9 protein-coding genes and 1 other RNA gene are annotated in these 14,403 nt (G+C 63.4%); 7 read left to right on the top strand and 3 right to left on the bottom strand.

The genetic code is table 11. From position 1 onward, the window contains the following. Position 1: 1 nt before the first annotated feature. From GNH96_RS00305 to GNH96_RS00285, 5 genes are read left to right on the top strand one after another with little or no spacing between them, the layout of a single operon-like run. Positions 2 to 628 carry an anti-phage-associated DUF3780 domain-containing protein gene (locus GNH96_RS00305; protein ID WP_169601229.1) on the top strand — a complete coding sequence of 209 codons (627 nt, stop codon included), beginning with the start codon at positions 2 to 4 and terminating at the stop codon, positions 626 to 628. Beyond that, on the top strand, positions 625 to 1,275 hold the full coding sequence (darT, locus tag GNH96_RS00300; RefSeq protein WP_223163448.1) for a type II toxin-antitoxin system toxin DNA ADP-ribosyl transferase DarT: 651 nt from the start codon (positions 625 to 627) through the stop codon (positions 1,273 to 1,275). The genes GNH96_RS00305 and darT overlap by 4 nt, the downstream gene beginning before the upstream one ends. A gap of 21 nt (positions 1,276 to 1,296) precedes the next feature. Next, positions 1,297 to 2,355 carry a type II toxin-antitoxin system antitoxin DNA ADP-ribosyl glycohydrolase DarG gene (gene darG, locus GNH96_RS00295; RefSeq protein WP_169601227.1) on the top strand — a complete coding sequence of 353 codons (1,059 nt, stop codon included), beginning with the start codon at positions 1,297 to 1,299 and terminating at the stop codon, positions 2,353 to 2,355. 13 nt (positions 2,356 to 2,368) lie between these two features. Then, entirely contained in the window at positions 2,369 to 5,347 is a 2,979-nt protein-coding gene (locus GNH96_RS00290; protein ID WP_169601225.1) for an anti-phage-associated DUF1156 domain-containing protein, read from the top strand. 11 nt (positions 5,348 to 5,358) lie between these two features. Then, the gene (locus tag GNH96_RS00285; RefSeq protein ID WP_169601223.1) at positions 5,359 to 8,097 is read left to right on the top strand and encodes a phospholipase D-like domain-containing anti-phage protein; all 2,739 of its coding nucleotides are present in this window, start codon (positions 5,359 to 5,361) and stop codon (positions 8,095 to 8,097) included. Positions 8,098 to 8,317: 220 nt separating this feature from the next. Here GNH96_RS00285 and ssrA read toward each other — a convergent pair. Together ssrA and GNH96_RS00275 are read right to left on the bottom strand one after the other, a co-directional pair. After that, positions 8,318 to 8,673: a transfer-messenger RNA gene (gene ssrA / locus GNH96_RS00280) on the bottom strand. A 119-nt stretch (positions 8,674 to 8,792) separates the two neighbouring features. After that, positions 8,793 to 9,260, bottom strand: coding sequence for a ferritin family protein (locus tag GNH96_RS00275; protein WP_169601221.1), 468 nt, complete (start codon positions 9,258 to 9,260; stop codon positions 8,793 to 8,795). Positions 9,261 to 9,498: 238 nt separating this feature from the next. On the opposite strand from GNH96_RS00275, the gene cysD reads away from it, so the two are divergent. Together cysD and cysN are read left to right on the top strand one after the other, a co-directional pair. After that, positions 9,499 to 10,407 (top strand): sulfate adenylyltransferase subunit CysD, encoded by a 909-nt coding sequence (gene cysD, locus GNH96_RS00270; protein ID WP_169601219.1) that lies wholly within the window; start codon positions 9,499 to 9,501, stop codon positions 10,405 to 10,407. 3 nt (positions 10,408 to 10,410) lie between these two features. Next, a complete protein-coding gene (gene cysN / locus GNH96_RS00265) occupies positions 10,411 to 12,060 on the top strand; it encodes a sulfate adenylyltransferase subunit CysN (protein ID WP_169601217.1) in 1,650 nt (549 codons plus the stop codon). Here the strand turns inward: cysN and GNH96_RS00260 are convergent. Continuing rightward, positions 12,023 to 14,368, bottom strand: a complete 2,346-nt coding sequence (locus tag GNH96_RS00260; protein ID WP_228719930.1) for a DNA internalization-related competence protein ComEC/Rec2 — start codon at positions 14,366 to 14,368, stop codon at positions 12,023 to 12,025. The genes cysN and GNH96_RS00260 overlap by 38 nt on opposite strands. Positions 14,369 to 14,403: the final 35 nt, after the last annotated feature.

Here is a 14,403-nt window from a genome sequence, read left to right as displayed (position 1 = left end):
GATGGCCAAGGCCGCAGCAAACACCGAATCACCCAAGGCGCGTGCGCAGGTGCCCCACACGCTGGGCTTCGGTGTGCCCGCAACCTCCGATCCTCATCACTTCAAGGTCATCATCCCCAGAAGCAGCACCGGCAAAGTTCAGATCAGCGAATATCTGGGCTTACAGGTCGTCAACTCCAACCATGCGATCATCGACCGTGTGGTGCTGGATCGCCCACGCTGGACTGCCATCCGCGCCGAAGTGCAACGCGCCTTCAATGCGCGCCTGTCGGCGCACGGCTTGAAACCCAGCGCATGGAAAGTCGGCGAAAATCCAGTGGACCGCCTGCTGGGCAAAGAGCTGTGCGTGCTGGCCTGGGCCGTCGAGCGCATGGACATGGAAAAGATCCCCGTGGCCGTGCGCAACTGGCTGGCGCTGCGTCCGGAAGAACGCTGGTGGCTGTTCGGCATGACCGTGATGAGCACCGGAGGGGTCATGGATGCGGGCAAGGGCTGGCGCGCAGCCCTGCAGCACGCCCTGGGCGACGTGGTACAGAGCGACCTGCTCGCTCCGCGTTCGCGCCGCGGCATTCGTGATCGGGACGATGGTCGCCCCTTGCTCGATCTGTTCGGGGACGAGACGCCATGAGTGCCGTGCTCGTGCCGCCCCGGCCAAAGATCTATCACATCGCCCATGTGGATCGCCTACCCTCCATCGTGGCTGATGGATGTCTTTGGTGCGACGCGGAAGTTGTGCGGCGCGCGCCTGGGGGCACAACCATCGGCATGAGCAGCATCAAGCAGCGGCGCTTGAACGAGCTGCGTCTAAGCAGCCATCCCGACCTGCACGTCGGCGACTGCGTCCCATTCTATTTCTGTCCGCGCTCGGTGATGCTCTACTTGATCCATCAGGGCAATCATCAGGAGTTGGCCTATCGTGGCGGGCAAGGGCCGATCCTGCACTTCGAGGCGGATCTGCATGCCACGGTCGCCTGGGCCAACGCACAGTCCGTGCGCTGGGCTTTCACGCTCTCGAATGCAGGCTCGAACTATTTCGAGGATCGCAGTGATCTTGCGCATCTGTACGAGATCGACTGGACAGCCGTGCAGGCCCGCGACTGGCGAGCACACAAGGAAGGCAAACAGGCAGAGTTCCTGCTGGAGAACCGCTTCCCTTGGCACCTGATCGAGCGTATCGGCGTGCAGTCGGACACGGTGTATCGACAAGTGGTCAACGCCATTCCCGCACACGGGCACCGGCCCACGGTCGAAGTCCGCCCGGAATGGTATTACTGAGTGAGTGAGAGGAGCACAGCCATGATCGAATACACCTCTGGCGATATCCTTAGGTGCGAGGCAGACGCGCTGGTCAACACCGTCAACTGCGTTGGCGTCATGGGGCGCGGCATCGCCTTGCAGTTCAAGAACACCTTCCCCGAAAACTTCAAGGCTTACGAGGCTGCCTGCAAGCGCGAAACCGTGCAGCCCGGTCGCATGTTCGTCTTCGAGACCGGCCAACTCACGCCGCCACGTTTCATCATCAACTTCCCGACCAAGCGCCACTGGCGCGGCAAAAGCCGTATCGAAGACATCGAGTCGGGCCTTGTCGATCTCGTGAAGGTCATCCGCGACAAGGGCATCCGCTCCATTGCCATCCCCCCGCTGGGCAGTGGCTTGGGTGGGCTGGACTGGAACGAGGTGCGCCCTCGCATCGAGCGAGCCCTGGCGGGTCTTGCCGACGTGCAGGTGCTGGTGTTCGAACCCAACGGCGCTCCCGCCAGCGACAGGATGGCCCACGTCCGGGAAGTGCCCAAGATGACGGCAGGCCGTGCTGCTTTGGTTGAACTCATTCAACGTTACCTTGACGGCCTGCTCGACCCCTTCGTCACTCTGCTGGAAGTCCACAAGCTGATGTACTTCATGCAGGAGGCGGGGGAGCCCCTGCGGCTGAAGTACGTCAAGGGGCCTTATGGCCCTTACGCGGAAAATCTTCGCCACGTGCTGCGCACGGTCGAAGGTCACCTGATCGCGGGTTACGCCGACGGCGGCGACGCCCCCGACAAGCCCTTGAGCCTCGTGCCCGGTGCAGTCGAGGAAGCCAAGGACTTCCTCGACCAGCACGAAATCAGCCGCATCCGCTTCGAGCGCGTCACACGCTTGGTCGAAGGATTCGAATCGCCCTACGGCCTGGAGCTGCTGGCCACCGTGCATTGGGTGATGAGCCGCGAAGGCGCGACCCAACACGACAGCGTGGCGCGTCGGGTCTATGCCTGGAACCCCCGCAAGCAGCAGTTCACGCCCCGCCAGCTCGCCATCGCGGAGGAACGGCTGAAGTCGCAGGGCTGGCTGCCGCCCGCAGGCCTGGCGACCCATTGAAGAAGAACAAGCGATGCATGCAAAGACAACAACGACAACGCTCACGCCGCTGGCACTGAAAGACGCACCCGCGCTGATTGAAACGGTTTTCCCGGCGCAGAAGGTGTCGTTCGAAGCGCAAAGTGAACGCAAGGCCGGTGCTGGTCAAACCCTGACCGGTCTGGGTTCCTATTGGAAGGGCCGCAAGCCGCTGATTCTGGTGCGGGCCATCGTGCTGGGCAGCTTGTTGCCCGCCACCGGCGATGCGGAGGCCGATCTTGCCATCTTCGAGAAATTGATGGCCTTCGACGATGAAGGCCTGGCGCGCCGCGCGCTGGCGGCCAATGCGTTTTCTGCCAGCAAACTGCAAGCGCTGATTCCGATTGCCGACCCGGAACGCTACTTCCGCGGGCGCGGCTGGCGGCGCGACCTCACCGACGACGACAAGCTGGTGCTGTACCGGCAGGCGCTGACCACGCTATCCAGCTACGAAGAGAAGGCCAGCCTGGGCAAGCGTCCGGAAGAAGTGGATCAGGACTGGCTGTACGCCCCGGTGTGGCCGGAGGTCAATCGTCACTACGCCCACCTGGGTGTGAACGCGCAGTCTTTGCCGGAGCTGGTCGAGCAATTGGGCATCCTGCGCTACGGCCACCGCCCGCGCGTGGGCGATACCTTCTGCGGTGGCGGCTCCATTCCTTTCGAGGCCGCGCGCATCGGCTGCGACGCCTACGCCTCCGACCTCAACCCCATCGCCTGCATGCTGACTTGGGGCGCCTTCCACATCGTCGGCGGCTCCAAGGAGGAGCGCGAGCAGCTCAAGCGCGACCAGCAGGCGCTGGTCAAGAAGGTGCTGGCCGAGATCGACCGCCTCGGCATCGAGACCGACGGCCAGGGCTGGCGCGCCAAGGTGTTTCTCTACTGCGTCGAGGTCCGCTGCCCGCAGACCGGCTGGATGGTGCCGCTCTTGCCGACGCTGGTGGTGAGCAAGGGCTACAAGGTGACCGCCGAGCTGGTGCCCGACCCCGGGCGCAAACGCTACGACATCGCCATCCGCTCCGACGTGAGCGACGCGGAGCTCAAGGCCGCGGAGCTCGGCACGGTGCGCTCGGATGGCCGCGGGCAGGACCCCTACATGGTCCACACGGTGGATGGCCGCGAGTACCGCACCAAGATCTCGACGCTACGCGGCGACTACAAGAAGCCCGACGGCACCACCGGCAACCAGCTGCGCCTGTGGGAGAAGCACGACTTCAAGCCCCGGCCCGAGGACATCTTCCAGGAGCGGCTCTACTGCATCCAGTGGATGCGGCCCAGGGATTCGGGCAAGAGCTACGACTACGAGTTCCGGGCGGTGACCGAGGAGGACCTCGAGCGCGAGCGCATCGTCGAGGAGTATGTAGCCAAGCACCTGGCCGAGTGGCAGGAGCAGGGCTGGGTGCCCGACATGCGCATCGAGCCGGGGGACAAGACCGACGAGCCGATCCGCACGCGCGGCTGGACCCACTGGCACCATCTCTTCAACCCGCGGCAGTTGCTGCTGGGGGCGCTGATGCGAAAGCAAGCCTCAGCTTTTCATGCATTCTCTATCTTCGCTACCCTCGATCTGAACAGCAGGCTTTCACGATGGAATGGGAGTGGGAGTAAAGGCGCAGGAGGTAACACCTCGAACACTTTCGATAACCAAGCGCTCAATACGCTTTTCAACTATGGGCATAGGGGGGTTGCTAATTTACAGGGTTACCTGCGGCCGAATTTCCCAATTGACTCGCTTAGCAACGCCATCGAAAAATCGATCAATTGCCGGGCGGCTGATGAGCTATCCAGTGTTCATCCACTCATACCCCTCTTCATCACCGACCCCCCCTACGCCGACGCGGTGAAGTACGAGGAGATCACCGAATTCTTCATCGCCTGGCTGCGCAAGAACCCGCCGCCGGAGTTCGCGCACTGGGTCTGGGACAGCCGCCGCGCGCTTGCCATCAAAGGTGAGGATGAAGATTTCCGGCGCGGCATGGTCGCGGCCTACACCGCGATGGCCGAGCACATGCCGGACAACGGCATGCAATGCGTGATGTTCACGCATCAGGACACCAGCGTCTGGGGCGACCTGATCGGCATCTTCTGGGCGGCGGGCCTGCAAGTGGTGGCCGCGTGGTACATCGCCACCGAAACCACCTCGGAACTCAAGAAAGGCGGCTACGTCCAGGGCACGGTCATCCTGATGCTGAAGAAGCGCGCCGCAGGCGAACGCACCGGCTTCAAGCAGCGCCTGTTGCCCGCCGTGCGGCAGGAAGTAGCGCGCCAGATCGAAACCATGATGCACCTCAATGACACCGTGAAGACGCAGCACGGCGAGCCGGTGTGGAGCGACGCCGACTTGCAGATGGCCGGATACGCGGCGGCGCTGAAGGTGCTGACTGCTTACACCCACATCGGCGGCGAGGATGTCACCCGCTATGCCCTGCGCCCGCGCGTGCGGGGCGAGGTCACCGTGGTGGACGAAATCGTGCAGCAGGCGGCTGAGACCGCGTCGAGTCTGCTGGTGCCCGAAGAATTGTCTGCAGAGACGTGGGCCAAACTCACTGGGATCGAGCGCTTCGTGCTGCGGATGCTGGACATGAAGACCACCGGCTCGACCAAGCTGGACAACTACCAGAACTTCGCCAAGGCGTTCCGGGTGACGGACTACAGCCGCGTGATGGGCGACATGCGCCCCAACCACGCGCGCCTGAAGCGCATCAGCGAATTCGCCTCGCGTGATCTGACCGAGGCCACTGAGATCGGCGCCACCCGGCTGGGGCGGCTGATCATCGCCTTGCAACAACGGCTGAAGGACGCCGAGCCGCAGGTCATCGTCGATCAGTTGCGCGGCGAAATGGCGGACTTCTTGGAGGTGCGCCCGTTGCTGGTGGACATGCTGGCCTTCATCGAGCGCAACTCACCGGAACCGGAGGTGCGCACTGCCGCTGAGGTCTTGGGCGCGCGCCTCAAGAACCTGCGCTTCGGCGAGTGAGGGCTTGAGGCATGGGCATTCGGCGCTTTTCTTCGCGCACGCACCGCCTGGATGCCAGCTTCCTGATGCAGCATCTGGCCGGTGCCAAGAGCTACAAGCGCATTGCGGGCTACTTCACCAGCTCCTTGTTCGAGGTGGCAGGCGAGGCGCTGGAGCACATCCCCGAGGTCAAGATCGTCTGCAATGTGGACATCCACCCTGACGACTTGAAGGTGGCGCAACTGCGCGAGAGCAAGATGCTGGGCCGCTGGAACGAACGTGGCCTGGCAGCTGAAGCCCTGCTGAACCGCGAGCGCTACCGGCGTTTGGACGCCTTCCTTCGTAAGCATGGACAGGCTGTACGCGTCGCGCCTGACGATATCTGCGGCTTCGTGCATGGCAAGGCGGGCGTGATCACGCTGGCCGATGGCCGCAGGCTGGGCTTCATTGGCTCGATGAACGAGACACGCAGCGGCTGGCAGCGCCACTACGAAATCCTGTGGGAAGACGAGTCGCCGGAGGGAGTAGCGTGGATCGAGGAGGAGTTCGACTTTCTCTGGAACGCCGCCAAGCCGCTGCCGCAGGCCGTGATCCGGGAAGTGCGCAGACGCGGTTATCGGCGCGAGATCCAGTTTACCGAAATCGAGGACGAAGAAGACCTGGCACCCGCGGTGCTGATCGAGTCGCCGCTGTACCGCGAGGGACAACAACTCCAGCCGTGGCAGCAAGGCTTTCTGACGGAGTGTTTGCGCCACTACCGACTATACGGTGTCGTGAGGCTGCTGCTCGCCGACGAAGTGGGGCTGGGCAAGACGCTGTCACTCGCCACGGCGGCGCTCACGCTGTGCCTGCTGTCCGACAAGGAAAACGGCCCGCGCCGCCCGGTGGTGATCTTTGCCCCGGCCACGCTTACCGAACAATGGCAGACCGAGATGCTGGACAAGCTGGGCATTCCGACCGCACGTTGGGATACCGTAGGCAAGGTCTGGCTGGACACAGAAGAGCGCGTTATCTCGCCTGCAGGGCGCGAGCAGATCGCCCGCTGCCCGCTGCGCATCGGCATCGTCTCGACGGGCCTGATGATGCGCGATTCGCTGGAAAAGCAGCATCTGCTGGGTCTGCGCTTCGGCGTCGTCATTCTGGACGAGGCGCACAAGGCCAGAACCCGTCAAGGCTTCGGCAAGGAAGCCGGCACGCCGAATGAACTGCTGGCGTTCATGCGCGAGATCGCCGCACGCGCGGACCATGTGTTGTTGGGAACGGCCACCCCGATCCAGACCCAACCCGAGGATTTGTGGGATTTGATCGGCATTCTTCACCAAGGCAAGGGCAACTTTGTCCTCGGCAATGACTTTGCGCCGTGGCACCGGCCTCGTGATGTGCTGCCTATCCTTTCCGGTGAGCAGGAGGTCACGGATGTTGGATTTGCTTGGCAACTTCTGAAATCGCCCTTACCCCTGGTTGACTCCACCCAAGAGCCACGCGCAAGAAGGTTGTTCAGCGCCATTCGCCAGGATTTGGGGGTCGTCAATGGGGAATGGCAAACCGCCAAGACAGTTACAGATTTGACGGAGGACACCCGTGAGATCCTGGAAGATGAGCTGGAGCGCCGAATTTCCGGTGCCACCCTATTCCAGCGAGAGAACCCATTGGTGCGTCACGTCGTACTGCGCAAACGCGTCAGCCTCGAAGAGGCTGGACTGTTGACCAAGGTCGGTGTCGACGTTCATCCAGATCGCCAGCTTGTAGGCGACCCACGGCGGTTCGATGCGCTATTTGAGGCCAAGGCGCTGCGAACCAATGAGAACTTCCGTGAAGCCTATCGAGAGGCGCGCTTGTTTGGTAAGGCACTCGGTAAGCTCGGCCAGGGCGGCGGGTTCATGAAGAACCTCATGGAGCAACGCATTTGCTCCAGCATTCAGGCAGGACTCAGTACCGCCAAGATGCTTTTGGAGGGCCGGACGATCCGCCAAGAGGAAGATGAGCAAGAAGTTGATCTGAAGGTTGAAAGCGGCGAAGAGCGCGAGGTTTTGCTCCGTCTGATCAGTCGCCTAGAGCACATTGAGGAAGACCCAAAACTCAACGCCGTTATCCATTACCTGGAAAGAGAAAAGTGGCGCGAGCTCGGAGTCATTATCTTCAGTCAGTACTACGATACGGCCAAGTGGGTCGCCGACGAGTTGGCTGCGCGGTACCCGGATGAGGCAATTGGCCTGTATGCTGGTGCAGGCCGCAGTCGCTTGTATCAACGTGGCGATAGCGTGACGTGCGAGCGGGAAACGCTCAAAAAAATGGTGGCTGAACACGAGATCCGCATCATGGTTGCTACAGATGCGGCCTGCGAAGGCCTGAACCTTCAAACGCTCGGCACTTTGATCAATATTGATTTGCCGTGGAACCCGACTCGCCTCGAACAGAGGATCGGACGCATCAAGCGCTTCGGCCAGAAGCGCGAAACCGTGGATATGCTCAACCTAGTGAATGAGCAAACCGTGGACGAGAAAATCTACGAACGCCTGTCGGAGCGGATGCGCAATCGCTACGACTTGTTTGGATCGGTTCCAGACACCATCAAGGATGAATGGATCGAGGACATCGAGACCCTCGGGGAAAAGATGGACGAGTTCATCAATGCTCAGAAAGAGGCGACGGGATTTGACCTGCGCTATACGGGCACGATGGAGCCACCGGAGAAAGACTGGCGGGATTGTTCCGAGGTGCTGTCACGGCGAGACTTCGCAGTGCTGATGACTACGGCTTGGGCGGGATGACGATGCTGGACGAGTACTCGATAGAACAGCGCGCGAGTCAAATCTTCGATGCGCGCAGCAGGGAATACTCCTCTGAACCGCCCCGGGTTTGGTGGAGCCAAAAACGCTGACAACATGGCGTTTCGGCAAGTCGCACCCGCCGCACCGGCGACCAGAATCCCGCGTGGTGCAGGATTTCAGGCAAGAAAAAGGGCCCGGAGATTGTCCGAGCCCTTGTGTATGGTGGAGGCGGCGGGAATTGAACCCGCGTCCGCAAATCCTCTGCCATTGGTTCTACATGCGTATCCTCTCTATTGATTTAACCGGACGCTACCCGAGAGGCAGGGAAGACGTACGGCGATTCCGTAAGGTTTTAGCGCTTCGGCTCCGGACAGGCTTCAGCGCGAGCTTACAATTGGGTTACCCCCAACCAGCCGCTTGTAAGCGAGCTGCTGATCAGAGGCCGGCCGGCTTAAGCGGCCAGTGCGTAAACGTCGTCGTTGGCGTTTATTTGGTTTGCAGATTGATTTACGAGGTTATCTGCACCTCGGCATGCACCTCAGGTTTCGCGATCCACGTCGAAGCCATGTCGCCCCCGAGTCGTATGATGAGACCGCGTGTTTCAGAGAAAGTTTCCCTGACGGTCGAGCGAACGGGAATCATACCAGAAATGGCGGCAGCCATGGAGGGCGCCGCGGCGCCCTCCGCCCGCGGCTTCAGATTTCATGAAGCATCTGCTGGGTGTCGCGGATGATGCGCTGCTTCTCCTTTTCGCTCGCCTCGGCCAAGTTGTTGAAGACGTCCCGTGCCTTGGGATCGTCCATTTCGGCGGCGGCCTCCTTGTATAAGGTGACGAGCGCGTCGTCGAAAGCGCAGGCCATCTTCACCACTTCGTCGACAGTCATGTCGGGGCGGGGCGCCGCGTTTGCCAACAGCTCTTCGACGTGGTCGCTGGGGGCGAACTGTAGCCAAGTATCGAGGATTGCGCTACGGGCATTTTCCTCGAATCGCTCCAGCATCTCCTTCTGTTCGTCTTCGTGCCGGCTCAGGTAGTCGAGGGCCATTTTTAGCCGGATTTGTGAGTTATCCGCCTGTTGTTTCAGGGTTTCGTAGTAGTTCCGTATCTGATCGTGGAGTGCCTTGCCATGATCCAGAACATCCTTGACCTGTTCGAAATTTCTCATGATGCCGTCCTCCGTGTTGTAGGTTGCCTTAGCTTTTCTGTTTTGGTCCAAACCCATATCGGGGTGAATGTCCGCGGGGCCGTAGCGGTGAAATCCGGCTCCTTGAGCGGCCATATAGCGCTTCGGCGGTGGGGAGTCAATGGCCTGGTTCGAGCGGAAAGCGCGACCGGTGAGCAGGATGTAGCGTTATGGTATTCTCTGCAAGTTTTATCGAGACCTTATTTGTCCGTTGCACCGCATGAACGCTCATAAACTGACCCACCTAAAGCACCTGGAATCCGAGAGCATCCACATCATCCGCGAAGTGGTGAGCGAGTTCGAGCGGCCGGTGATGCTGTACTCGATCGGCAAGGATTCGGCGGTGATGCTGCACCTGGCGATGAAGGCGTTCCATCCGGGCAAGCCGCCGTTTCCGCTGATGCACGTCGACACCACCTGGAAGTTCCGCGACATGATCGCCTTCCGCGACCGGCGGGCGCGGGAGCTGGGGCTGGACCTCATCATCCACGTCAATGAAGACGGGGTGCGCCAGGGCATCAACCCCTTCGTCCACGGCAGCAAGAAGCACACCGACATCATGAAGACCGAAGGGCTCAAGCAGGCCCTGGACAAGTACGGCTTCGACGCCGCCTTCGGCGGGGCCCGCCGGGACGAAGAGAAATCCCGCGCCAAGGAACGGGTGTACTCGTTCCGCGACAAGAACCACCGCTGGGACCCCAAGAACCAGCGCCCCGAGCTGTGGAACCTGTACAACGGCAAGATCAACAAGGGTGAGAGCATCCGCGTGTTCCCCCTGTCCAACTGGACCGAGCTCGACGTCTGGCAGTACATCTACCTGGAGCACATCCCCATCGTCCCGCTGTATTTCGCCGCCGAGCGGCCGGTGGTCGAGCGCGACGGCATGCTCATCATGGTGGATGATGAGCGCATGCCGCTGGAACCGGGCGAGGTGCCGATGCTGAAGAAAGTGCGGTTCCGCACCCTGGGCTGCTATCCCCTCACCGGCGCCATCGAATCCGACGCCACCACCCTGCCCGAGATCATCCAGGAAATGCTGCTGACCAAGACCTCCGAGCGCCAGGGCCGGCTCATCGACCACGACCAGGCCGGGTCCATGGAAGAAAAGAAGAAGGAAGGGTATTTCTAAGCCATGTCACACCAATCCGACCTCATCGGCACCGACATCCACGCCTACCTGGCCCAGCACGAGAAGAAGGAGCTGCTGCGGCTGCTGACCTGCGGCAGCGTCGACGACGGCAAGAGCACCCTGATCGGGCGGCTGCTGCACGACTCCAAGATGATCTACGAGGACCAGCTCAGCGCGGTGCGGCGCGACAGCCTCAAATCCGGCACCACCGGTGGCGAGCTGGATCTGGCCCTCCTGGTCGACGGCCTGCAGGCCGAGCGCGAGCAGGGCATCACCATCGACGTCGCCTACCGCTATTTTTCGACGGCGCAGCGCAAGTTCATCATCGCCGACACCCCCGGCCACGAGCAGTACACCCGCAACATGGCCACCGGCGCCTCCACCTGCGACCTGGCCATCATCCTGATCGACGCCCGCCACGGGGTGCAGGTGCAGACCCGGCGCCACAGCTACATCGTCTCGCTGCTCGGGATCAAGCACGTCCTGGTCGCCATCAACAAGATGGACCTGATGGACCACGCCCAGGCCGTGTTCGACCGCATCCGCGCCGACTACCTCGCCTTCGCCGACAAGCTCGAGCTGCACGACGTGCGCTTCATTCCCATCTCCGCCCTGAACGGCGACAACGTGGTGCACCCGAGCGCGGCCATGCCCTGGTACGGCGGGCCCTCCCTGCTCGAACTGCTCAACACCCTCGAGATCGCCCAGGACCAGAACTTCGACGACCCGCGCTTCCCGGTGCAGTACGTCAACCGCCCCCACCTCGACTTCCGCGGCTACAGCGGCACCGTCGCCGCCGGGGTGTTCAAGACCGGCGACCCGGTCCTGGTGCTGCCGGCCAAAACCACCAGCCGGATCGAGTCCATCGTGACCTACGATGGCGAACTGGACCAAGCCTTCCCGCCCCAGGCCGTCACCCTCACCCTGGAGGACGAGATCGACGTCAGCCGCGGCGACCTCTTGGTGCGTCCGGACCGGCTGCCGCACCTCGACAGCCGCTTCGAAGCGCATCTGGTGTGGATGACCGAGGCCCCGCTGATCCCCGGGCGGCAGTACCTCCTCAAGCACGCCACCCGGACCCTGACCGGCTCGGTGGCCGCCATCCGCCACCGGATCGACGTCAACACCCTGGACCGGCACCCGGCCGGCCAGCTCAACCTCAACGAGATCGGCCTGTGCGAGCTGGCGCTGAGCGCCCCGCTGGCATTCGACGCCTATGCCCGCTGCAAGGGCACCGGCGCCTTCATCGTCATCGACCGGCTGACCAACGTCACCGTCGGCGCCGGCATGATCGTGGGACCCGTCCAGGGCGAGGCCGGCTTCCGCAAGGTCACCGCCGAGGAGCGCGCCGCCCGCTTCGGCCAGAAGGCCGTCTCCGTCTGGCTCACCGGCGCCGGTCGCCTCGACATGGCCTATCGTCTGGAACGGGCGCTGTTCGATATCGGGCATCCGGCGATGGTGCTCGACGACGAGGGCTTCGGTGCCGAGCTGATCCGCGCCGCCCAGCTCGTCACCCATTCCGGGCTGATCTGCCTCTGCCCGCTGGAGCACCAGGGCGTCGGCGAGGGTGAGGGCCGGGTGGTGCTGTCCGTGGAGGGCCGGGATGTCTCCGACCTTATCGAGATCCTTCGCCAGCAGGGGATTCTTTCGTAGGCGTGGCGTCGTGCCAGTAGCGCCGATAGCTCCAGCGATAGGGTTGGACTTCCGGATCGCCGCCGCTGTCGCTGGATTGGACGATGAGGGCTCCGCCACTGGCGGTGTCCAATAGCGGGATCCCCAAGCGGCGGTAGCGTTCGACGACCTGCGGGCTGGGAAATCCCCAGCGATTGCGATAGCCGGCGGAAACCAGGGCGAGGGCAGGGTGCGCTTCTCCCAAGAATTCCGGGCTGGACGAGGTCTTGCTGCCGTGATGCGGTGCGACCAGCACCGTGCTGGCGAGCGCCGCTCCGTAGCGGGCCACGAGGCTGGATTCGGCGCCGCGTTCGATGTCGCCAGTCAGCAGGGCGCTGCCCTGGAGGCCGCTGACCCGTAACACGCAGGACGCGTCGTTGTCATTGTCGGCCGGGCCGTCCGGCCACAGCATCTCGAATTGCACCCCGTCCCATTCCCAGGATTGCCCAGCCCGGCAGGCCTTCGCCCCGGGATGCGCGAGCTTGTCCGGCACGCTGCTGAGCGCGGCTGTGACCGGGAAACGCCGAAGCAGGGTCGCCGCGCCGCCGATGTGGTCGTTGTCGCCGTGGCTCACCACGAGGGTGTCTATGGCCGAAATGCCGCGGCTGCGCAGATAGGGTTCGACCACCGCCGCACCCATGTCGAAGCTGTCGCTCAGGCGGGCTCCGGTGTCGAACACCAGCGTGTGGGCATGGGTTTCCACGACGCTGGCCAGCGCCTGGCCGACGTCCAGCAAGGTGAGCCGGTAGCGCCCTTCGGGCGGCGGATCGGGAGTATGGGCCGCGGCTGGCAGCAGCAGGAACAGGCCCAGCCAGCGTCCCGGAATTCCTCGTGGAATCATCAGCACGGCCGCTCCCAAAGCGGCGAGCAGGGCCATGGGCGGCGGCGGGGCGGCATGCTGCCATTGCGCCCAGGACAAGCCGGAGAGCCATTCGAGAGCTTGCCAGGCCCAGGCGACGAGCCTTTCGGTGAACTCCATCAAGATTGCCCCGGCCTCGGCCCAGATCAAGAGCATCAGGGCGCTGAACAGCGCCAGCGGGGTGATCGCCAGTCCCAGCACAGGGACGGCGAACAGGTTCGCCAAGGGCGATACCAGCGAAATCTGACCGAAGAAGAACAGCAGCACCGGGGCGAGTCCGAGACTGGTGGCCCAGTTGGTCCAGGCCAGCTCGCGCAAGAGACCGGGGCGATGCAGCCGGCCGGTCAGCAGATACAGAATGAACGCGACTGCCAGGAAGGACAGCCAGAATCCCGGCGAGGTCACGGCCGGCGGGTCGATCAGGACGACGGCGGCCAAGGCCAGCGCGAGGGTGTGGGCTGGGCGGAGGTGGCGTTGGGCGATGATGCCGCCCACGGCGATCGCGATCATGATCAGCGCCCTTTGGGTCGGTATCGCGAAACCGGTGAGGGCGGAATAGGCGGCTGCCGCTGCGACCGCCGCCACGGCGGCCACGGCGGGGGGCGGCCAGCGCATCACCTGCAGCAGCGCGGCGAGCCTGGCCGCGAAGCTATAGGCGAGCAGGGCGATGAGGCTGATGTGCGAGCCGGAAATGGCGATCAGGTGGGCGGTGCCGGTTCGCCGCAGCACCTCCCACTGGCCGGGGGTGATGGCGTCCTCGGCGCCCATGACCAGCGCCCGGATCACGCCGTCGAACGGGCTTTCGGCCAGGGTCGCGTGGATGCGGTCCGATAGCTGCTGGCGCCATGCGCCGGGCAGCCAGGGGTTGGCCGGGTTCAGCAGGACGTTGCCGGGAGATTCGCGCACATAGCCGAGCGCTCGGATGTTCCGGGAGAACAGCCAGAGTTCGTAATCCATGCCGCCGGGATTGAGCATGCCATGAGGGCGCTTGAGCCGGACGCCGAGGCGCCAGCGCTCGCCGGCGCGCACGGTCCGGCCGGTGTCGTACCAGGTCAGGCGGAGATGGCCGGGGACGCGGGCGCCCTCCGGGCCGATGATCCGGCCGACGTCGAATTCGAAGCGCACGCCCCGCTCGTTCGGTTCCGGCAGGCTGGCAACGGTGCCTTCGAGCGTGATGTCCCGGCCTTCGAGATCGCGAGGCAGCTCGTCGTGCAGGCGGACGGAGGCGAAGGCCGAGGCCCAGACGAAGCCCAGCAAGAAGGCGCAAGGGAGAATCCGGCGGCGGAGAAGCAGGGCCAGAGCGGTGATGGCGAGGCCGGCGAGCAGGATCGGCGAAGGCAGCCCGGCCAGCGTCTGCACGGCGATCACGCCACACACGAAAGCCAGGAGGGCCGACACGCCGGTCCGGCCCGAGCCGGCGCTCGCGTTCAACTTTCCCAACGGAGCACGTACAATAGCCGCGCCGG

Origin of the sequence: Methylococcus geothermalis, assembly GCF_012769535.1 — a bacterium.
In the GTDB taxonomy this organism is placed as follows: domain Bacteria; phylum Pseudomonadota; class Gammaproteobacteria; order Methylococcales; family Methylococcaceae; genus Methylococcus; species Methylococcus geothermalis.
Note: the sequence above shows the minus strand (reverse complement) of the source record. Positions and strands in the feature narration are given on the sequence as shown.

Coding starts and splice junctions, on each gene's coding strand:
- GNH96_RS00290 (WP_169601225.1), top strand. CDS start 2,369: ATGCATGCAAAGACAACAACGACAACGCTCACGCCGCTGGCACTGAAA.
- GNH96_RS00305 (WP_169601229.1), top strand. CDS start 2: ATGGCCAAGGCCGCAGCAAACACCGAATCACCCAAGGCGCGTGCGCAG.
- cysN (WP_169601217.1), top strand. CDS start 10,411: ATGTCACACCAATCCGACCTCATCGGCACCGACATCCACGCCTACCTG.
- GNH96_RS00275 (WP_169601221.1), bottom strand. CDS start 9,260: ATGAGAAATTTCGAACAGGTCAAGGATGTTCTGGATCATGGCAAGGCA.
- darG (WP_169601227.1), top strand. CDS start 1,297: ATGATCGAATACACCTCTGGCGATATCCTTAGGTGCGAGGCAGACGCG.
- cysD (WP_169601219.1), top strand. CDS start 9,499: ATGAACGCTCATAAACTGACCCACCTAAAGCACCTGGAATCCGAGAGC.
- GNH96_RS00285 (WP_169601223.1), top strand. CDS start 5,359: ATGGGCATTCGGCGCTTTTCTTCGCGCACGCACCGCCTGGATGCCAGC.
- darT (WP_223163448.1), top strand. CDS start 625: ATGAGTGCCGTGCTCGTGCCGCCCCGGCCAAAGATCTATCACATCGCC.